The organism is Actinoallomurus soli (genome assembly GCF_024055715.1).
In the GTDB taxonomy this organism is placed as follows: Bacteria; Actinomycetota; Actinomycetes; order Streptosporangiales; family Streptosporangiaceae; genus Actinoallomurus; species Actinoallomurus soli.
Genome location: NZ_JAMXMV010000016.1, coordinates 61,678 through 82,684, shown reverse-complemented (window position 1 = coordinate 82,684; position 21,007 = coordinate 61,678). Strand labels below are relative to the sequence as shown.

Below are 21,007 nucleotides of genomic sequence, written 5' to 3'. Positions count from 1 at the left end.
GTCGTGCAGCTTTCCCGCCGGTGACGTCTGCTCACGCCGCTGGCACCGTCGATGTCGCTGATCTCCGCACGGATATGCCCTGGATGGTCGTGTCTTCGGAGGGTGGCCTCAGGTCCGGGCCTGCGGCCGTGCGGTCAGCCGCGGCCGCTGAGGGTTGCGATTTCGGTGGACAGGCCTCGGTCGCGTAGGCGGCTCAGGGCTGTCTCGTCGGCGGCGTCGCCGGTGATCAACAGGTCGATGTCGCTCAACGGGCAGACCGGGGCCAGGTCGGTGCGGTCGAGTTTCGACGAGTCGGCCAGCAGGATGTGGCGGCTGGTGGCCCGCAGCATGCGGATCTTCATCTCGGCTTCGGCGATGTTGATGTTCGTCACGCCGGTCTCCGGGTGGATGCCGCTGCAGGACAGGAAGGCGATGTCGGCGTGGATGTTCTCCAGGATCCGGCCGCCCATCGGGTCGACGAGGGAGTGTTGCAGGGAGCGGAGCGTTCCGCCGGACAGGACCACGGTGAAGCGCGGGACGGCCGGCTCCAGTTCGTGGGCGGCGCTGAGGCTGTTGGTGAAGACCACCAGATCCGTCAGGTCGCGGCGGGCGACCAACTCGCGGGCGAAGAAGGCGGTCGTGGAGCCGGCGTCGATGACGATGCTCTGGCCGCTGGTCACCAGGGCGGTCGCGGCCTTGGCGATCGCGACCTTCTCCAGGGCCGAGGAGCCCAGGGACTGTTCGAAGGACGGCTCGCTCTGCAGGCCCAGCGGCACCGATCGGGCCCCGCCCCGTACCCGGCGGATCAGGCCTTGGGCCTCCAGGGCGTCCAGGTCGCCGCGTACGGTGACGACCGAGACGCCGAAGGCCTCGGCCAGGGCGGCGATGCGTACGAAGTCCTGATCCTGGACGAGGCTGAGCATGCGTTCGCGACGCACTTCGGCCGGCATCGATTCACTCGTGCTGGTCACGCCTCACCCTTCAGGTCCGGAGTCACGATGCCTGCGGGCAGCAGGTCGCGGTGTGCTTCCATCATCTCGTCACAGAGCTTTGCGATCTCTGGCAGCGGCAGGCTGGCCGCGGTGTTCGGGTCGAGCATCGCCGCGTGGCGGATGTGGCGGGGGTCCGCGTCCAGCACCGCGTGGACGGTCAGCTCCGCGACGTTGACGTATGTCCGGTTGAGCGCGGCCAACTGCACCGGGTAGCTCTCGATGCGGCGGGGGGTGATGCCGTCGCCGTCGACCGTGGCGGGCACCTCGACGAAGCAGTCGTTCCCGAGCGCGGGGATCAAGCCGTCGTTGGCCACGGTGAGGTTGATGCGGCGCGGGGTGGCGGAGAGCATCGCGACGAGCACCTCGGAGGCGATCTCGGGGTCCTGCCAGCGGGTGAGCATCGGCCGTCCGGCGGCCATGCGACGCCGTATCTCCTCGTAGATGTGCAGGTTCTGGCCGAGCCGGCCCAGGTACTCCCCGACGGGGATGCCGAGGCGGCGGATCTCGGCCTCGCGGCTCATGAACCAGGGCACGTACTCGGCGGCGTGCTCGCTGGACTCGGTGGGGAAGAAGCCGAACCGGCGCCAGATCTCCATCCGGACGTGCCTCGCCAGCCGGGGGTCGGCCGCGACGGCGTCGGCGAGCTCCGGGTACAGGGACCTGCCGTCGGCGGCGAACTCGAGGACGAACGCCTGGTGCGGCAGGCCGGCGGTGAGGAACGACACCTGGTCGACGTCCCGGCCGACCGCGTCGGCCAGGAACGCGTGCGTGTCCCGTACGGCGTGGCACAACCCGGCGACGTTCGCCAGGCCGGTCGCGGCGCGTACGGCCCACAGCGACATCACCAGCGGGTCGGTGTAGGACAGCAGCCAGGCGTCGGGGCAGCATTCGGCCATGTCGGCCGCGATGCCGACGAGGACCGGGATCGTACGCAGGCCGCGGAAGATCCCGCCGATGCCGATGGTGTCGGCGATGGTCTGCCGCAGGCCGTACCGTGCGGGGATCTCGAAGTCGCGCAGCGCCGCCTCGAACCCGCCGACCGCGAGCTGGCAGACGACGAAGTCGGCTCCGTCCAGGGCGGCGCGGCGGTCCAGGTGGGCCTCGATGCGCGCGCCGGCGGAGGCTTCGGCGTTGAGGCGGTCGGCCAGCACCTGCGCGGTGTCCAGGCGTTCACGGTCGATGTCGTGCAGCACGACGCGCAGCGTCCCGGCCAGCTCCGGGACGACGAACAGGTCGGACAGGATTCGCCGGGTCAGCTCGACGTTGCCGGCACCGGTCAGCACAAGGGTGGCCATGGCGTCCTTTCCCTGTCTGTCCGAAACTTTGCGTTGCTGTCGGCTTCGCACGGCAGGATACGCCGAACGCGAGCAGGGCAGGGGATACCTGCGCATCCCCTGCCCTCTGGGCTCACTCAGCCGACGACGATGCGGTCGATGTCGGGGGCCCAGTCACTCGGGTTGGCGATGGTGATGGTGTTGGCGGATCCGGCGTTCAGCGGCAGGGTCACGCTGGTGGAGGCGACCGTCTGCCAGTCCGCGGTGGCGGGCGGGGTCACGCTGACCGGGGTGCCGTCGTTCGCGCTGATCTTCAGCGTGCGCGACACCTGGCTGGCGTAGTAGACCGTGACGTTGGTCGCGCCGCCGGTGCCGCCGGCGACGTTGGTGAAGGTCAGAGTGCCGCCGTTGCCGATGTAGCCCGCCTTCTGGCCGCCCGAGCAGCCCGAGCACGACGCCACGACCGCGCCACCGGCCAGCGTGTTGCCCGGGGCCTCCGCCTCGTACGAGACCGGGCCCGATCCGCCGGACGTGCCCACGCCGATGGACCCGAGGCCCAGCCAGCCGTCGGTGCCCTGGGTGGCGTTGGCGAAGCGCAGCGGCTTGGCGGCGGCGTTGACCGTGGACAGCGGGTTCACCACGTTCATCACCAGCTGGTACGAGCCGGAGGCCACGCCGGTGGTGTCGACGCTGGTCTCGAAGTACTGCGGGTAGCCGTAAGGCAGGTAGGTGGGGTCCGCGCCGACCTTCCAGTCCGGGAAGGCCCGGATGCGCTGCGGCATGACCGTGCGCAGGTCCCACGGCGTGCTCCAGGTCTTCACCACCTTGCCGCTGGAGTCCTTCAGGCCCAGCCGTACGGCCCAGGGGTAGTAGAAGGGGGCGACGCCGTCGTTGGAGATGGTCACGCCGATCTTCGCGGTGCCGGAGACCGAGTTCTTGTAGTACGCGTGCGGAACCGTGAAGTCGTAGCCCATCGCGCGTACCGCCGCGCCGACGTTCGCGTCGCCGCGGGAGTAGCCGGTCGAGCCCTGGTCGAGTTTCCAGGTGGTGTGCTCGAGCTCGATGCAGGCCTTCATGTCGTCGTTGATTCCGGAGGCGCCGGTGCTCCAGGTGCCGAAGGCGGTGGACTGGATGTCCGGCCGGACCTCGCCGCCCATGGAGTCAGTGATCCACTTGTTCTCCGTGCCCTCGTTCAGGTCCAGCTGGAGCTGGGCGTAGTCGGCTCCGCCGAGCGACTGCGGAAGGGTGACCCCGGCCAGGGGGCTGCCCTCCCGGTAGCAGAAGGAGTCGTCGTGGTAGCCGATGTCCAGGTTGTTGGCCGCTCCGCCGGCCGAGGTCGGATAGCGGACCTCGATCTTGGTCTTGTGGAAGGCGTTGGCGTACGCCTTGACGATCAGCGCGGCGTTCGCATCGGTCGGCATGAAGTTCGGGTAGCCGCCGGTGCCGTTCTGCGGCCAGGTATGCCATTCGCCCCAGTAGCCGATCAGCCCGAGCTGGATGAACCCGATCCGCGGGTCGCCGTCGTACTTGGCGCCGAACTTGGCGATGAAGTCCTGCAGGGAGCTGAGCAGGAACGGGTTGTCGTAGTCGGGGCTCTGGGTGCTCCAGTAGGTGTCGTTGTTCGTCGGCACCTTGCCGTTCCAGCACGGCGGCATGCCGTTGGTCGGATTGCCGCTCGGGTAGTCGAGGTAGAACCGGATCGCGGCGGTGTTGCCGTACGACGCGGTCTCGCCCAGCATGCTCTCGACCGCGGACCAGTCCAGCGTGCCGCAGTCGGAGGCGTTCTTCATCACCGCCGACAGCGGGAAGTAGCTCCAGGTGATGCTGTGCGGGTAGCCGGTGTTCTGGTTGCTCCCCGCGCTGTAGTAGACGGCGAGGCCCTTGTCGGGGTTGTCCAGCGGCCCGGGGGCGTACGCCAGCGGGTGGTCGGTCAGGGTCGGGTCGGGGCTCGGCGGTGCCGGCGGCCGGGCCGGGACGCCGTGCGGGACCGGGGTGCTCGCGGCCGTGACGCCGTGCGGCTTCGGAGCGTGCGCGGCGCCGTGCGACGCCGCGGTCGCGGGGCCGGCGGCGCCGAGGGTCACGGCGGCGGCCAGCGTGATCGCCGCGATCACGCGGGGGACTCTCCTGCGGTTTCTTCGGGGGTTCTCCTGATGGGACATGCCGACCTCCGTGGCCGATCACAGGGACGAAGAGCCGGGGTGGTCCACGCCGCCCCGGCTCCTGGCGGTGGTGTGCTCTCTCAGCGGGCGCGGCGGAGCGCCGCTGCCGTGAAGTCGACGACGCGTCCGCCCACGGCGACGCGGTAGCGGTCGAGCTGCTTGACCGGCGGGTCGCCGGCCAGGAACGCGGCCAGGTCCTCGCGCTCGGCCGCGTCCAGCCATCCGGGCGGGTCCGAGGTGGCGCGGAAGCCGCACGCGTGCGCCAGGTCGGCCAGCAGCCGGCGCTGGTCCTCGGTGAGCAGGTTGGCGCGGCTCCGGAAGTAGGCGACGTCCGGGTCCAGCTCGACCAGGCCCTTGAGCCACAGCCGGTTGACGGACGCGACGAGGGCGTTCTCCGCCGTCGCGTCGGAGGGGTCGTCGGTGGCGTAGTTGGTCCACTGCGGCGCGACGTCCGGGCCGACCCGGATGCCGTCGCAAACCCCGATCGAGGGCAGCACCGGGGCGCCGGAGCCGAGCAGGTAGACGTCCGGCCCGGCGGTCTCACGGATCAGCTCCATGGCCTGGCGGTAGGCGCTCTCCCGGCCGACGCCGTGGTCGTGGCGCTCGGCGGCGATCGCCGCGGCGTTGACGAAGTCCAGCTTGAGATACCGGAAACCCCAGCCGACCACCCTCTCCACCAGGGTCCTGAGGTGGTCGCGCGCCTCCGGCAGGGTCACATCCAGCGCGTAGTACGGGCCGCCCCAGTTGTAACCGGCGGTGGCCGGATTCCCGGCCGCGTCGCGCAGGAACAGGTGCGGCTTCTCCCGGACCACCTGTGACTCGGGCCGGGCGATGAAGGGCGCGACCCACAGGCCGGGCCGCAGCCCCGCGTCGGCGACGCGGCCGGCCATGGCCCGCATCCCCGCCGGGAACCTGTCGTTGGGCTCCCAGTCCCCGACCATGCGCTCCCAGCCGTCGTCGATCTGGAACACGTCGAACGGCAGCCCGGCCAGCCCGGCCAGGTCGGTGTGCAGGGTCGCCTCGTCGATGTCCTCGTAGTACGCGTACCAGCTGCACCAGACGTTCCCGGCCCTGAGCCGGGGACCGCCCGGGGCGACGCCCAGGTGCTCCCCGAGCAGTTCGGCGTAACGGGCGAAGACGTCGAGTTCAGGACCGTACGCGCAGAACCAGGGCGCGTCGCCGCCTTCGCACCAGCCCGTGACGGTGTCGCGGTCGACGGCCAGCCGGGGCACGTCCAGGCCCAGGCTGCCCAGCAGCAGGACGTTCCCGTCGCCGGCGGTCAGCGCGGTGACCGCCGACGAGTGGTGGCGGGTCGGGTCGTCCCAGACGGTGTCGTCGGCGGTGAGCCGGCGCTGCGGCGCGGCGATGCGGAGCGGGGGCTCGTGCATCGCCCGCCAGCCGGAGGGGCTCCAGGAGTTCCAGCCGTGCCGGTAGACGTCGGCGTCGGGCAGCCGGTGGAGCAGCGCGACGCGGCCGGGCGGGAGGAGCACGCCTGATCGGATGGGGGTCGGAGGTCCGGAGAGTTCCGCGGCGACGCGATGGCCGCCGAGGTCCAGCAGATGAGCCATGTCAGATCGCATTCATGTGAGGCAGGGGCCGTGAACGCCGGGTCGTGGCGGCGTCCCGGTCGCCCCCGGGTGCCGCCGGGGCCGTACAGGTCCGGCCGGCGGCGCGGCTGTCCAGGGCTGAGTCGGGCTCGGTCAGGGTTGGGACATGAATCCGTCGACCGCCTTCTGCGCCTTGGCCAGGGCGTCCGCGGCGGTGGACTTGCCCAGCCACACGCCTTCCAGGTCGGTCTGCACCTCCTGGGTGATCTGGTCGGCGTGGTCGGTGATCGGGTAGGAGAAGGTCTCGCCGGGGGTGGTGGCCTCGTCGACGAACACCTTCACGTTCCGGCCCGCCGCCTGGTGGGTGGCCAGGGCCTTCTGGCTGGAGGTCTTGATCGCCGGGAACACGACGCCCTTCGAGGCGACGATGTCCTGGCAGGAGGTCGAGGCCAGGAACTTCACCCACTGCCAGGCCTGGTCGGGGTGCTTGGTGCCGGTGTAGATCGCGTCCGACAGGCCGTTGATGAAGGTCTTGCGTCCCCTCGGCCCGGCCGGCAGTGGCGCGAACGCGAACTTCTGGGTGGCCGAGGAGCCCAGGTAGGTGTTGATGTTCCAGGAGCCGGTCATCGTCATGGCCGCCCTGCCCGCGTTGAGCACGGCGTCGGGCCCGAGCGTGGAGGCCTTGTCGTACGGGGCGGCGTACCCCTTCTTGGCGAGGGAGGCGAACCAGTCGACGGTCTGGGCGAGCGCGGGGTCGCTGTAGTGGTACTTCGTGCCGAACGGGTTCTTGTCCAGGAAGGTGAAGCCGTTGGCGACCGCGAAGTTGCCCCAGGTGGACTGGCCGGTGGCGCCGTCGTCGTAGATGAGCTCGATGCCGTGGATCTTGACGTGGTTCTTGTCGAAGGACGGGTCCAGCCCGTTGTGCCCCTTCTGGTCGACGGTCAGCTTCGCGATCAGCTGCTCGAAGGTGCCGCCGTCGGTCGGGTTCCACGTCAGGTTCGCCAGGCCGGCCGGGTCCACGTGGGCGGACTTGAGCATGCCGGTGTTGTAGGCGATCGCCACGGTGTCCCAGTCCTTGGGCAGGCCGTAGCGCTTGCCGTCCTTGACCCACAGATCGGCCAGCCCGCCCTGGTACTGGTTCAGGTCGACCTTGTCGGCGGCGACGCGGGAGGTGATGTCCAGGATCTGGTTGTTCTTGACGAACTGCGGATAGTAGGCGACGTGGTCGGTGAACACGTCGGGGGCGTTGCCCGACGTCATCTGCGTGGTCAGGTTCTGCCAGTACTGGTTCCACGCCGACTGAGTGATCTTGACGTGGATGTCCGGGTGGGCGGCGGTGAACGCGTCGGCGCAGGCCTGGTAGGCCGGCTGCTGGTTGTTGTCCCACAGCGCGTACGTGAGGGTGACCGGGCCGTTCGACGAGCCCGAGCCGCCGGAGGAGCAGGCGGTCGTGGCCAGCGGCAGGACGGCGGCGATCAGGGCGGCGGTCCAGCGTGCGCGTGTCCTCATGGCGAGGAGTCCTTCCACAGACGGGGCGAGGCGAGGAGGGGGTTACTTGATGCCGGTGAAGTTCATGGACTCGACCAGGCGGCGGCCGAAGAAGACCATGAGGAGCCCGACCGGGATGACCGTGAGCACCGAGCCGGCCATCAGCCCGGTCCAGTCCGGCGCGGTGTTGGGGGACTGCTGCAGGAAGATGCCGAGCCCGACGGTGAGCACCCGCGTGCCGGGGTTCGGGCCGACCAGCAGCGGCCACAGGTAGTCCTTCCAGGCCCACACGGTGGTGATCAGGCCGATGGTGAACAGCGGGCCGCGGCTCATCGGGATGATCACGCGCCAGAACTGGATCCATCGACCGGCGCCGTCGATGGTCGCGGCCTCCTCGACCTCGCGGGGGATGTTGAGGAAGAACTGCCGCAGGAAGAACACCGCGAACGGGGTCATCAGCATGCTGGGGGCGACCATGCCGGCGAACGATCCGAGCCATCCCAGGCTCTTGACCAGGGCGAAGTTCGGCAGCAGCGTGAAGATCGGCGGGACCATGAGCGCCATGACGAACACCCCGAACAGCGCGTCACGGCCGCGGAAGGCCAGCCGGGCGAAGGCGTAGCCGGCCATCGCGCAGAACAGCGTCTGCGCGGCGGCGATCAGCGTCGAGTAGATGATCGAGTTGCGCAGGTACAGCAGGAAGTTCAGCTGCGCCCCGGAACCACCGGCGGCCTGGTTCTGCGCGACCGTCGTCGCACCGGTCACCCGCCGGAAGTTGATCAGCGTGGGGTGCGCCGGCCACAGACCGGTGTTGTCGGTGGCCAGCTCGTGGGCCGGGGTGAGCGCGGTGCGCAGCATCCAGTAGAAGGGGAAGATCGTCACCACCAGGGCGACGCCCAGGAACGCCCAGGCCAGCACCCTCCCGATCGACCATCGCCGCGCGGTCGTCGTCCGTGCCATCGTCGTCTCCTCAGGCCAGGTCCGAGCGGGAGGCGCGCAGCAGCCGCATCTGCAGCAGGGTCAGTGCGCCCAGGATGAGTACGAGCGACATCGCGGCGGCGCTCGCGTAGCCCATGCGGAAGTGGGTGAAGGCCAGCTCGTAGATGTAGTAGTAGATGACGCGCGTGGCGTTGACCGGGCCGCCGTGCGTCGGGGTGATCGCGACCGTGTCGAACATCTGGAACGACCCGATCACCGAGACCACCAGCACGAGCGCCAGCACCGGGCGCATCAGCGGCAGCGTCAGCCGGAAGAACATGCGGAGTTCGCTCGCGCCGTCCAGCATCGCGGCCTCGTACACCTGCCCGGGGATCTGCAGCATCCCCGCGTACAGCAGCAGCGCCGTGTAGCCGGTGTAGGCCCACGTGTTGGTGAGCGCGATCGTCGGCATCGCCCAGGTCGTGGACGAGAACCAGCCGTGGGTGCTCAGCCCGGCCGCCGATATCAGATGGTTGACCAGCCCGAGGTCGGCGTCGAACAGCCACAGGAACAGCAGGCCCACGGTCACGTTCGGCACCAGCCACGGCACCAGCAGCATCGCGCGGACCACGACGGACCGGGTCAGCCGGAACATCAGCGCCGCCAGCACCAGGGCCAGCACGGTCTGGGAGACGATGTTGAGGACCACGTAGTAGCCGGTGACCTTGAGCGCGTTCCAGAACAGGGCATCGTGCACCAGCGCCGTGTAGTTGGCCATGCCGACTCCGCGCGGCGGCGACAGCAGGTTGTAGTCCGTCGTCGAGTAGTACGCGCCGCGGATCGCCGGGTACACGTAGAACACCGCGAAGCCCAGCAGCGCGGGCGCCAGGAACAGCAACGCGATCCGGCCGTCACCGCGGGGGGCCGCCGCGCGGCGGCGCGCGCGTTCGCGGCGTCGTGGCCGATCCGCGGCCGTGGCGACCGCCAGGCCGGACTCGGCCGCGTCGACGCTGGTCGTGCCCATACCCCACCCCCTTCTCGATCGATCCAGCTTTCTGTTTCTGTCGATTTCCTTCGCTTGAAAGGCAATCATGGTCCAGCGGAAAAATTTGTCAAGGGGGTCATGTGGCCGTAACGCCGCCGTCGCAATCAGCTGGTACGCGCCGTCGCCGCAGGAGTCCGCATGCCGGAGGCATGACTTCGGTCGACCTCGCGCGCCGTCAGCGGCTTTCGAAGTCTTTCTTTTGGCGCCCGAGCGTGAGCGGCGACTACGGCAGGCTGACGACGCTGCCCGAGAGGCGGGCCCGCTCGGCGGCCCAGACGACGCGGTGGCTCGCCAGGCTCGTGGCCGCGTCCGACTTCAGCGCGGCCGCGTCGCCGGTGGCCACGGCGTTCAGGAAGGCATCGACCAGGCCCTGGTCGCCGCCGCCATGGCCGTCCGCCGCGGACGCGCCCGCGGTCGTACTCGTGTCCAGAACCTCATCGGAGCCGGTACGGAAGTCGACGAGCCGGACGGTCGTTCCGTCGCCGTCCAGGAAGCCGTGGGTGCCCAGCAGCCGGGTGCGGCGGTGCTCCATGGGAGTGAAGGCGCTCATGGTGAAGGAGCACGTCGCGCCGTCGCCGAACTCCATGGTGACCACCTGATGGTCGACGACGTCGTTGTCGCAGGCGTACACGCAACGGCCGTACGGCCCGGTGCGCAGCGCCCGCAGCACGCCCTCTTCGGTGTGGTCGTCGGTGACCGCCCACAGCGGCCAGAAGTGCCGCGCCGGGTCGCCGAGGCACTCCAGGTAGAGGCGTTTGGCCGAGTACGGGCAGGTGCTCTCGACGCCGCAGTCCAGGCAGCGGTCCGCGGCTCCGGGCGGAGCGTCCTCAGCCCGGAAGTGGGACAGGCCGCCGAAGGAACCGACCCGCTGGGGCGAGCGGCCGAACAGGTACATCAGCCAGTCGATGTCGTGACACGACTTGGTCAGCAACATCGGCGCGGAGGTGTCGGAGCGCCGCCAGTTGCCCCGGACGAACGAGTGGGCCTGATGCCACCACCCGACCGGCTCCAGATGCTGCACGCTGACCAGCCGGCCGATGCGCCCACTGTCCAGGACGTCCTTGAGCACCCGGGTGTAGGGCGTGTACCGCAGGACGTGGCAGACGGCGAGCATGATCCGGTTGCGCTCCGCCGCGTCGGCGATGGCGGCCGCCTCGGCCTCCTCGGTCGCCATCGGCTTCTCCAGGAGGATGTGATAGCCGAGGTCGGCGAGCCGGACGGCGGGCCCGGTGTGCTGGCGGTCCTGGGTGGCCACGATCGCGGCGTCGGCCAGCCGCTCGTGCGCGGCCAGCTCACTCCAGTCGGCGTACACCCGGTCGGAGGGGACACCGAACTCCTCGGCGGCCGCCGCACGGCGTCCCGGGTCCGGCTCGGCCAGCGCCACCACGCGCCCCACGCCGCCGGCATGGGCGAGACGGGCGTACGACCGTCCGCGCAGTCCCGCGCCGACGAGAGCCAGAGTCACCCGAGCCACGGCCGCCCCTCCCGCTGTCCCCGAGGGAGTTCATCATCCGGCGGGCCGGGCTGTCCAGAGCGTCAATCGACAGCGGACGGGCAGACGCGCGGCGCACCGTTCCTCCGTGGCGCACCGGTCTCATCCCCGGGGACGCTGAGCGGACTGAGGACCGCCGAACCCCTGGCCGCCACCCTGGCCACCCTGACCGAAACCGGGATTGAAACCGCCGGAGCGTTGCGGGAAGCCTTGGCCGCCCTGACCGTCCTGTCCGCCCGGGAAGCCTTGGCCGCCCTGACCGTCCTGTCCGCCCGGGGAGCCTTGGCCGCCCGGGACGAAACCAGAGCCGGGACCGTAAGGGAACTGGGGAAAGCCCTGGCCACCCTGGCTGCCCTGAGCCGAACCAGAACCGGCCCCGTTGGATCGCTGGGGGAAATGCGGAATCTGTGGATTCCCATCCTGCCAAGGGAAGGGTTGAGCGGACTCTCGACGGCCGACGCTCCCACGACCGGTTGTGGATCCGTCACCTGAGGTCGTGGTGCGATGCGGCTTCGGCCTGCGCGTCGGCCGGTCCGGGGACGTGGCCGGCCTGGTCGGCTCGGCGGTGTGGGTCGCCTTCGGCGTGTGGGTCGGCCTCGGCGTGTGGGTCGGCCTCGGGGTGTGGGTGTGGGCCGGACGGGCCGTCTTGCTGGGTTTTGGCGTCTTGCTCGGTTTCGCCGTCTTGCTCGGCTTGGCCGTCGGGGTCGGTTCGGTGGAGGGAGTCGGTTCGGCGCTCGGAGTCGGTTGAGCGGGTGAGCTCGGCTCGGCGGACGGCGTCGGCTTCGCAGACGGAGTCGATTGAGCCGGCGAGGTCGACGCGGACGTGGAGGTCGGCTTGGCCGATGGCGTCGACTTGGTGGGTGACGCCGAGGGCGACGACTTCGAGCCGCCCGCCGAGGCGGTGGTCTTTCGGGGCTTCGCGGTCTTCGGCACCGAGCCGGTACGGGTCGGCGCCGGCGACGTGCTCGGGTGGGACGTGACCGCCGTCGGTGAGGGGGACGTCGGGTCCGCCGAGGAAGGCGGCGGGGCCGGAGGGTTCGGCCGGCCGCTCTGGTGGACGACCTCGCCGGTGTCGTGCGTGTGATGCGAACCGGTCAGCGCGAAGGCCGTGCCCGTCGCCGCGGCGACGCAGGCCACCAGGGCCACGATCGGGAGGAGCCGGCCGCCGCCCGATGACTTCTTCGGCTTGGCGTGCGCACCGCGGGCGGGCGGCTGCTCACCGGTGGACGCGTTCGCGTCTTCGGCCCACGCGGCGTCGATGGCCTCCCAGGCCGCCGCTCCCGAGCCGGCCGGTTCGGCCTCCGCGGACCCGGGCTCGGCGAACGCGGATCCGGCAGGCCCGGCCTCCGCAGGACCGGATCCGGCAGGCCCCGGCTCGGCAGACACGAATCCCACAGGCGTGGTCTCCGCAGGCGCGGAGCCGGTCGGCCGGGAGGCGCCGGGCACGGGTCGGCCCGGTCGCGCGTCAGGAGAGGACCCGACCTGTCCCAGCGGCGTGGTGGCCGTCTGATCCGGGGAGACGGCCGGGATCTGCCGGGTGGCGTCATCGGTCGCCGCGGGGGATCCGCCGAGCGGGGACGCCGTGCCGGCGTCGAGCCCCGTCGCCGACGGCGCGGGCGCGGCCGCGGCACACGAGGCCAGTATCCGGTCCCGCTGCCCTGCCGGAGGCTCGTATCCGAGCGTCACCAGCCGGTGCAGCGCCTCTCCGCTCAGCGGGGCGAGCATGGCCGAGTTCCGCGTCTCCTCACCCCGTACGGAGGCGGCGGCCTCTTCCAGGCGCTGCTGCGCGTCCCACGCGAGCGTCTCGGCGGCGTCCCGCGTCACGCCGAGGACCTCGGCGGTCTGCTCGGGGCTGAGAGCGTTCGTCAGGGCGAGGACCTCACGGTGCCCGGGACTCAGGAGGGCCAGCGCGCGCCGCAACGGGTCGGTCGAGGTGGTCGTCGCGACGCCGCGGACAAGGGCGCCGCGCCGTACGCACTGGGCTCGGGCGAGCGAGTGCAGCCACACCGGAAGCCGCGCGTCGTCATCCGGAACGGCGCCCGGATTGCCGGCGACGGTGACGAAGACGTCGTGCAGCGCGTCACCGGCTTCGACGCCGACCATGACATAGCAGTAGGCGTAGAGCCCTTCGGCGTACTCGTCATAGAGCGCGCCGAACGCCTGCGGAGCACCCGTCCGTAGGGCCTCGGTCAAGGACATCGGTATCCCCGTCCCGCCACATCGTCCCAAGATCGTGACAAAGTTACGTACAACGGCAGGAAACGGATAATATCTGACAAATCAGCTGATAGGTCCTCTGATCAGGCAAAATGTCTCCCGCCGGGGTGGAGGCGGGTCCGCCGAGCCGCTCCGGCGTCGGGTCTGGCGAGCCGGCGCCGGCCCGTGCGGCCGCCGGTGGGCGGTCGATTCCCCGGCTGCGCGGAGCCGGTCCGCGGAAGGGTGTCGCGCGGCGCCGGGTCCGGGCCGTACGGTGACCGCTGCCGGAGATGTACGGGCCGACAGGAGGCACTGGTGGACGACGAGATCGTGCGGACGTTCAAGGAGATCGACTACGACGGCGACGGCTACATCACCGCGATGGAGTTCAAGCTCGCGATGACCCGCCGGCATGAGGCCGTCAGTGGCGACGAGATCAACTCGATCTTCGCCCACGCCGACGACGACGGCGATGGGCGCATCAACCTGGCGGAGTTCGCCAGGGCGTGGAACTCCTGAGGCGGTCGGCCGGTTCCCGGTGATCGCTGGGAACCGGCGCCATCGCGGACGGCCGAGCCGCGCCGACGGCCACCGCGCTTGGCGAGCGGCGCGGGACATCCTCTCCGCCTCCTCTTCTGGTGCGGCCCTGCCGTGCTCGCTTGACGCCGTCGCCTGGCGCACGGCCGTGACCGTCCTTGACCCTCCTGGGGGGATCGTGGAGGAAGCCTTGGCGGGACACGGACTCGCCGCCGTCCGGTGACGCTCGCCGGGTGACTCCGGCACTGGGATCCTTGGGCTCTCGCCGGTGATCTACGAGCCTGGAGAAAATCGATATGACGCCATAACAGCTTCAATCGGCCTATTCCGGGCATTAAGGGATTCTTTGGCGGTGTCGTTCGTTGCCGCAAAGGTGATCGTTCGCACCCCGGTCGTACGGCCGTCTGTGTTCCACCGGTCGTACGGCGGGCCGACTGAATGCCCGGATGATCTAGGCTGGCGGCTGGAACACAGGAGTGCATATGGGACAAGGCGCGGTGGACGGCGTCTCCGACGGCAAGGACGACGCCGCCGGCGGTGAAGCGGGGAGCGACTCCCCGGCCCAGGACGGCGAGGGCGACGCCGGAGGGCGTTCCGAAGAGCAGAGCCCCACGGCCGGAGCAGGCGGCCGGCGCGGCGCGACCGCCGGGGACGGCGTCTCGGTCGTCCAGGCCGCGGCGGCCCCCAAACGGGCGGCGGCGACGCCTGCCGAAGGGGCCGAGACGGCGGCGGGTGACGCCACGGACGGCTCCGCCGTTTCCGGCGCGGACGCTCCCGTGACCGATGGGGTCCGGCCCGAGGATGCCGAGCCGGCATCCGATCCGGCCGCCACCGCCACCGAAAGCCCCGCCGGTGCGCCGTCCGGGACCGACTCGGACGCCGCCGGCTCGGACGACCCGGACACGGTCACCGAGGCGACGGACGGCACGGCCGATGCGGATGCCGCCGGTAGCGATGCCAAAGCGGATCCCGATGGCGAGGCCGCTCCCGATGGCGAGGCCGCTCCCGACGCCGAGGCTGCCTCCGGCGGTGAGAAGGCCCCGGCGAAGGCAGGCGGCGGGCGCGGTCTGCTGAACGCGCTCGGGCTCACGGTCGCCTCCGCGGTGGTCTGGGGCATCGCGCACCTGTGGGCCGGACGACGCGTCGCCGGAATCCTCCTGATGGGGCTGTTCGCGATCCTGGTCGGCGGCGGAGTGTTCGTCGCCCTGAGGTACCAGCACGATGTGAAGCAGATCGCGGTGCGGCGCGACTGGCTCGAGGGCATCACCGGCGGCATCCTGGCGCTCGCGCTCTTGTGGGCCGCGGTCGTCGTCCGCTCGTACCAGGTCGTCCGTCCCACCGGCATGGCCTGGACCGGGCGAATCCTCGCGGGCGGGATGGTCCTCGTACTGGTCGTCGGGGTGTGCTCGCCGCTCGTCTGGGCCGCGCGCAGCACCTACACCCTGCGGGACACGATCGGCACGATCTTCCACGGCGACCAGGCGCGTCCGCAGCCGGTCAACGTGGACGACCCATGGAAGGACAAGCCGCGGGTCACCATCCTCCTGCTCGGCGGCGACGGGGCCGGTGACCGGGTCGGCATCCGTACGGACAGCATGACGGTGGCGAGCATCGACACCAAGACCGGCGACACGGTGCTGCTCAGCCTGCCCCGCAACCTGCAGCACTTCCCGGTGATCCCCCGGCTGCGGTCCCGGTGGCCGGACGGGTTCACCGGCGTGGGCGCCCCGGGCGACGAGGGACTGCTGAACGAGCTGTTCCAGGACGCCGAGGACGACCCTTCGCTCGTGCCGGGCTTCGACAAGGGCCGGCGCGGGCCCGAGCTGGTCCGCGAGGAGATCTCCTACCTCATCGGCCAGCCCATCGACTACTACATCCTCGTCAACCTGTTCGGCTTCGCGGACATCGTCGACGCGATGGGCGGCGTCAAGGTCCACATCGCCCACGACATCCCGTTCGGCGGCCCGGAGGACGGCAGCGCGCCGACCGGGGTGCTCAAGGCCGGCGACCGAGACCTCAGCGGCAAGGAGGCGCTCTGGTACGGGCGGTCGCGGACGGCGAGTGACGACTTCACCCGGATGGGCCGGCAGAAGTGCCTGATGAAGGCGATCGCCGAGCAGGCCGACCCGCAGCGGGTGCTGACCCGGTTCCAGCAGCTCGCGGCCGCGGCGAAGAAGACGATCTCCAGCAACATCCCGGCCGAGCTGCTGCCCGCCCTGATCACGCTCTCCGAGACGATGAAGCACGGCGCGCAGATCAGCAGCCTGATGTTCGTGCCGCCGCAGTTCCACGTCTACCGGCCGGACCTGCAGGTCATGCGGCGTGCGGCCGCAGCCGCGATCGAGGCCGGTGGGGAGCGCTCGGCGACCGCCTCGCCCACGCCGGAGGTGTCCGGAGCCGGGAGCACGTCCGCTCAGCCGTCCGGTACGTCCGGCCCCGTGGCCTCGCCGGCCGGAATGGGCAGCCCCGTCCCGTCGGCGGGCGCCTCGGCCGGGGAGAGCGCGGCGGCGTCTCCGGACGCTTCGGCCGGTCCGAGCGCAGGTGCGGACGCGTCCGGCAGTGCTTCTCCCAAGGCCGGTGCGAAGGACAAGGCCGTCTCGCTGACGGCCGCCTGCGGCGGCTAGTCCGTAACGGATATACGCCATTCACATGGCACTTCGTGAGGTTTTTCCGAATGCCGTGATAACTGGGGCCAGTGTGCCTTACCGTGCTATCGGGCCAGGTAGGGTCACAGGTCGGGTACGATCCTGCAGTCAATGCCAAGGGTTACTGACCGCATCCAAACAATCACTTTGCAAACCGGTCGGCGCGGCCGCACGTCCCTGTTGGGGATGCGCGCCCGGAGCGAGCAGCGCTCGCGAGCAGAGGATCAGGAGACTTCATGGCACGGCAGGTTGGGGGGCGTGAGCCCGTACCCGTCGCCGGTTTGTGGCGGGCGCTGGGGCTGACACTCGCCTCCGCGGTCGTGTGGGGGGTTGCTCACGTGGCGGCCGGTCGCCGGGCCGCCGGATTCACCCTGATGGGAGTCCTCGCGTTGCTTCTCGCGGGGACCGCCACCTTGGGACTGACCTTCCAGGACAAGCTGAAGCAGATCGCCGTTCAGGGCACGTGGCTGAACGTCATCACCGTGGCGATCCTGGTGCTGGCGCTGGCCTGGGCGGCGATCGTGATCCGGTCGTACCAGGTGGTGCGGCCGGCGGGGTTGCCCACGGCGATGCGGGTGGCGTCGACGACGCTGGTCGTGGTGCTGTCGTTGTTGATCTGCACGCCGTTCGTGTACGCGGCGAACACCACCTATGTGCTGCGGGACACCCTGTCGAAGATCTTCCCCGGTGACGACAACTCCGGCGAGAAGGTGAACGCGGACAATCCCTGGAAGAACATGCCGCGGGTGAACGTCCTGCTCCTGGGCGGTGACGGCGGTAAGGACCGCACCGGCATCCGTACCGACAGCATGACGGTCGCCAGCATCAACACCAAGACCGGCGACACGGTCCTGTTCAGCCTGCCCCGGAACCTGCAGCACTTCCAGATGCCGCCGCGGCTCCGGGCGAAGTGGCCGCAGGGCTACACCGGAGACCCGGGGGACCAGGGCCTGCTGAACGAGCTGTACATCGAGGCGCAGCGGCACCCCGACCTGCTGCCGAAGTACAAGAAGGCGTCCCAGCGCGGCCCGCACCTGCTCGAAGAGGTCATCGGCTACCTCACCGGCCTGAAGATCAACTACTACGTGCTGGTGAACCTGTCCGGGTTCAAGGACATCGTGAACGCCATGGGCGGTGTAACGGTCCACATCGAGAAGAGGCTGCCCATCGGCGGCGAGCCGGAGCGGGGCATCCCGCCGTCCGGCTACCTGCAGCCGGGCACCCACCATCTGAACGGCGAGCAGGCGCTGTGGTACGGCCGCAGCCGGCACGCCGACGACGACTTCCACCGCATGGACCGGCAGAAGTGCCTGATGAAGGACATCGCGGACCAGGCCGATCCGCAGAAGGTCGTCACGCACTTCGAGAAGTTGGCCAAGGCGGCGACCAACACGATCTACACGAACATCCCGTCGGCACTGCTCCCGGCGCTCGTGAAGCTGTCCGGCACCGTGAAGGGCGGCGCCGACATCCACAGCCTCGCCTACAACCCGGCCAAGATCCCCGGCTTCCACGTCTACCAGCCGAGCGTCCTGATCATGCGGAACGCCGCGGCCAAGGCCATCGCGGAGAGCGATAACCCGCAGAAGAGCACGCCCACGACGACGGCCAGCGCCAAAACGAACAAACGGAAGACTCCGCGCGTCTCACCCAGTGCGACGGCCACGTCCACCGGCTCCGACAGTGCGGTCTCTCTGAAGAACGTCTGTGGCTGAGCCGGCCGGCTGAGCGGTGACGCTCATCGCCGACCTCAGGTCGGCCTGTGACTGACGTCGCGTCCGACACCGGGTCCCGCCGCTTCGGCGGCGGGCCCCGGACGGGCGTCCGCGGAGCGGCGTCCGTGACAGAGGCGGGAGAGTCATGGCACCGGGTCAGACGAGAGGACACCGGTCCGTTCCGGTCGGCGGGCTGTGGCGGGCGCTGGGGCTGACACTCGCCTCCGCGGTCGTGTGGGGGACCGCTCACGTGGCGGCCGGTCGCCGGGCCGCCGGATTCGCCCTGATGGGTCTTCTGGTGCTGCTCGTGGGCGGCGCGGCGACGGCGGGCGAGCTGTTCCAGGACCAGCTGAAACAGCTCGTCGTCCAGAACACCTGGCTGAACGTCATCATCGCCGTGCTGCTGGCCCTGGCAGTGGTGTGGGCCGCGGTGGTGATCCGGTCGTACCAGGTGGTGCGGCCGGTGGGTCTGCCGGCGGCGATGCGGGTGGCGTCGACGACGCTGGTCGTGGTGCTGTCGTTGTTGATCTGCACGCCGTTCGTGTACGCGGCGAACACCACCTATGTGCTGCGTGACACGTTGTCGAAGATCTTCCCCGGTGGCGACAAGTCCGGTCCGAAGGTGAACGCGGCGAATCCGTGGAAGAACCTGCCGCGGCTCAACGTGCTGCTGCTGGGCGGTGACGGCGGCAAGGACCGTACCGGCATCCGTACCGACAGCATGACGGTCGCCAGCATCGACACCAAGACCGGCAACACCGTCATGCTGAGCATCCCGCGCGGGCTGTACGGGTTCGACATGCCGCCCCAGCTGCAATCGCGGTTCCCGAACGGTTACACGGGCGAGGTCGGATGCGGTGTGGTCGGCAGAGACTGCGGCCTCCTCAACGAGCTGTACCTCTACGGTGAGAAGCACCCCGAGCTCGAGCCGGGCTACGAGAAGGGCCAACGCGGACCCCACCTGCTCGAAGACGTGATCGGCTACCTCACCGGCCTGAAGATCCACTATTACGTGCTGGTGAACCTGTCCGGGTTCAAGGACATCGTGAACGCCATGGGCGGTGTGACGGTCCACATCGAGAAGAGGCTGCCCATCGGCGGGGAGCCGGAGCGGGGCATCCCGCCGTCCGGATACCTGCAGCCGGGCACCCACCATCTGAACGGCGAGCAGGCGCTGTGGTACGGCCGCAGCCGGCACGCCGACGACGACTTCCACCGCATGGACCGGCAGAAGTGCCTGCTCAAGGACATCGCCGAGCAGGCAGATCCGCAGAAGGTCGTCACCCACTTCGAGAAGCTCGCCGAAGCCGCGACCAACACGATCTACACCAACATCCCGTCGGCGCTGCTGCCCGCCCTGGTGAAACTGTCCGGCACCGTCAAGCACGGCGCCGACATCACCAGCCTCACCTACAACCCGGACAAGATCCCCGGATTCCACACCGACCGGCGGGCGGACGCGACGATCATCCAGGTGATGCGCCGGACGGCGGCCAACGCCATCGCCGACAGCGAGAACCCGCACAAGCCGAGTGCGAGCCCGACCGTCAAGCGGCACAAGAAGAAGACGCCGACGACCTCGCCGACGGCCGGGGCGACGGCCTCGAACGGCTCGGTCTCCCTCAAGAACGTCTGCGGCTGACCCGCCCCGGCGCCCCGGGCAGGGGCGCCGGACCGGCCAGGACATCACCGTTCACGATGCACAATGTGCGAATGACCCGCATCCCCCCGCTGCGCCGGCGCGTGCTCGTGGCGATCGTCGGCGTGGCCGCCCTCGCGGTCGTGCTGTTCGCGATTCCGCTGGCGATCGCGCTCCAGCGGCTGTACCGGGACGAAGCGATCAAGTCGCTCGAACGCGACGCGACGCGGATCTCGGCGGCGGTCCCCGACACGATCGCGCGACGCCCGAAGCCGGTGACGCTGCCCACCGGCATGTCCCGGCACCTCAGCGTGGGCATCTACGACCTCGACGGCGACCGCGTCACGGGCCGAGGCCCGGGCAACTCGCCGGTCGCGGGGGCCGCCGGAGACGGCCGGGTCCACGAGGCGGTGGAGAACGGCCTGCTCGCCGTGTCCGCGCCCGTGCCCTCCGATGAGAACATCGTCGCCGTCGTCCGGGTCGCGACCCCGTACAAGCACATCAGCGGCCGGGTCGAACGCGCCTGGCTGCTGATGGTCGCGCTCGCCATCCTCGTCGTCGGGCTCGCCACCGTGGTGGCGCGGCGCCAGGCGGGCCGGCTCGCCGCACCGCTCGAAGGCCTGACGCGGGACGCCCAGGCGCTCGGCAGCGGCGACTTCAGCATCCGGGCACGGTCCGTCGGCGTCCGCGAGGCGGACGCCGCCAGCCAGGCCCTGGAGGCGACCGCCCGGCGCCTCGGCGAACTGCTCGAACGCGAGCGCGCGTTCAGCGCCCACGTCTCCCACCAGCTGCGCACGCCGCTGACCGGGCTGCTCCTCGGCCTGGAGTCGGGACTGGCGGGGGAGGACCCGCGGGCGGTCATCCGCACGGCGATCGAGCGCGGCGAACACCTCCAAGAGATCATCGACGACCTCGTACGCCTCTCGCGCGGCAGCCCCGCCGACCGTGGAGTGCTCAACGTGCCCGCGCTGCTCGCGGAGATCCGCGCACGTACGGACGTCACGGTGCGGATCGAGCCGGGCCTGCCCGAGGTCCGCGCCTCCCTGTCGGCCGTACGCCAGATCGTCAACGTCCTCGTCGACAACGCCGTCACCCACGGCAAGGTGCCCATCACCGTGTCGGCGGTCGACGTCGGCCAGGGACTGGCCATCGAGGTCGGCGACGAAGGGCCGGGCATCCCCGACGGCGCCGACGTCTTCCGCGGCCCCGCGGACGGGCACGGGATCGGCCTCGCCCTCGCGCGCTCGCTCGCCGAGGCCGAAGGAGGCCGCCTGGTCCTGCGGCGCCCCTCACCCCCGGTCTTCAGCCTGCTCCTGCCGACGAGCGACTACCGCTCCGCCGACTGACGCGTACGGACGCGCTCGCGCCTCCGCGGCCACAC

Annotated in this window: 14 protein-coding genes; 5 read left to right on the top strand and 9 right to left on the bottom strand. The window is 70.4% G+C overall.

Annotated elements, in window-relative coordinates; all coding sequences use genetic code 11:
* Positions 1 to 134: 134 nt before the first annotated feature.
* The 9 genes from NDW01_RS31260 to NDW01_RS31220 form a co-directional block, all read right to left on the bottom strand.
* On the bottom strand, positions 135 to 950 hold the full coding sequence (locus NDW01_RS31260; RefSeq protein ID WP_252827942.1) for a DeoR/GlpR family DNA-binding transcription regulator: 816 nt from the start codon (positions 948 to 950) through the stop codon (positions 135 to 137).
* The gene (locus tag NDW01_RS31255) at positions 947 to 2,266 is read right to left on the bottom strand and encodes a family 4 glycosyl hydrolase (protein WP_252827941.1); all 1,320 of its coding nucleotides are present in this window, start codon (positions 2,264 to 2,266) and stop codon (positions 947 to 949) included. The genes NDW01_RS31260 and NDW01_RS31255 overlap by 4 nt, the downstream gene beginning before the upstream one ends.
* A gap of 116 nt (positions 2,267 to 2,382) precedes the next feature.
* Positions 2,383 to 4,356, bottom strand: a complete 1,974-nt coding sequence (locus tag NDW01_RS44035; RefSeq protein ID WP_252827940.1) for a DUF4832 domain-containing protein — start codon at positions 4,354 to 4,356, stop codon at positions 2,383 to 2,385.
* Between the two features lie 128 nt (positions 4,357 to 4,484).
* Entirely contained in the window at positions 4,485 to 5,972 is a 1,488-nt protein-coding gene (locus NDW01_RS31245) for a glycoside hydrolase family 36 protein (RefSeq protein ID WP_252827939.1), read from the bottom strand.
* Positions 5,973 to 6,104: 132 nt separating this feature from the next.
* Complete coding sequence (locus tag NDW01_RS31240; RefSeq protein ID WP_252827938.1) at positions 6,105 to 7,460, bottom strand: ABC transporter substrate-binding protein; 1,356 nt, start codon at positions 7,458 to 7,460, stop codon at positions 6,105 to 6,107.
* A 42-nt stretch (positions 7,461 to 7,502) separates the two neighbouring features.
* Positions 7,503 to 8,399 (bottom strand): carbohydrate ABC transporter permease, encoded by an 897-nt coding sequence (locus tag NDW01_RS31235; RefSeq protein ID WP_252827937.1) that lies wholly within the window; start codon positions 8,397 to 8,399, stop codon positions 7,503 to 7,505.
* Between the two features lie 10 nt (positions 8,400 to 8,409).
* A complete protein-coding gene (locus tag NDW01_RS31230) occupies positions 8,410 to 9,381 on the bottom strand; it encodes a carbohydrate ABC transporter permease (protein WP_252827936.1) in 972 nt (323 codons plus the stop codon).
* A 244-nt stretch (positions 9,382 to 9,625) separates the two neighbouring features.
* The gene (locus NDW01_RS31225) at positions 9,626 to 10,876 is read right to left on the bottom strand and encodes a Gfo/Idh/MocA family protein (protein ID WP_252827935.1); all 1,251 of its coding nucleotides are present in this window, start codon (positions 10,874 to 10,876) and stop codon (positions 9,626 to 9,628) included.
* Between the two features lie 120 nt (positions 10,877 to 10,996).
* Positions 10,997 to 13,093 carry a hypothetical protein gene (locus NDW01_RS31220; RefSeq protein ID WP_252827934.1) on the bottom strand — a complete coding sequence of 699 codons (2,097 nt, stop codon included), beginning with the start codon at positions 13,091 to 13,093 and terminating at the stop codon, positions 10,997 to 10,999.
* Between the two features lie 312 nt (positions 13,094 to 13,405).
* On the opposite strand from NDW01_RS31220, the gene NDW01_RS31215 reads away from it, so the two are divergent.
* From NDW01_RS31215 to NDW01_RS31195, 5 genes are all read left to right on the top strand, one after another.
* Complete coding sequence (locus tag NDW01_RS31215; RefSeq protein ID WP_252827933.1) at positions 13,406 to 13,609, top strand: EF-hand domain-containing protein; 204 nt, start codon at positions 13,406 to 13,408, stop codon at positions 13,607 to 13,609.
* A 500-nt stretch (positions 13,610 to 14,109) separates the two neighbouring features.
* Positions 14,110 to 16,251 carry an LCP family protein gene (locus NDW01_RS31210; protein WP_252827932.1) on the top strand — a complete coding sequence of 714 codons (2,142 nt, stop codon included), beginning with the start codon at positions 14,110 to 14,112 and terminating at the stop codon, positions 16,249 to 16,251.
* Positions 16,252 to 16,508: 257 nt separating this feature from the next.
* Positions 16,509 to 17,987, top strand: coding sequence for an LCP family protein (locus NDW01_RS31205; RefSeq protein WP_252827931.1), 1,479 nt, complete (start codon positions 16,509 to 16,511; stop codon positions 17,985 to 17,987).
* Between the two features lie 145 nt (positions 17,988 to 18,132).
* Positions 18,133 to 19,629 carry an LCP family protein gene (locus tag NDW01_RS31200; protein WP_252827930.1) on the top strand — a complete coding sequence of 499 codons (1,497 nt, stop codon included), beginning with the start codon at positions 18,133 to 18,135 and terminating at the stop codon, positions 19,627 to 19,629.
* Between the two features lie 71 nt (positions 19,630 to 19,700).
* Positions 19,701 to 20,972 (top strand): sensor histidine kinase, encoded by a 1,272-nt coding sequence (locus NDW01_RS31195; protein ID WP_252827929.1) that lies wholly within the window; start codon positions 19,701 to 19,703, stop codon positions 20,970 to 20,972.
* Positions 20,973 to 21,007 lie beyond the last annotated feature (35 nt).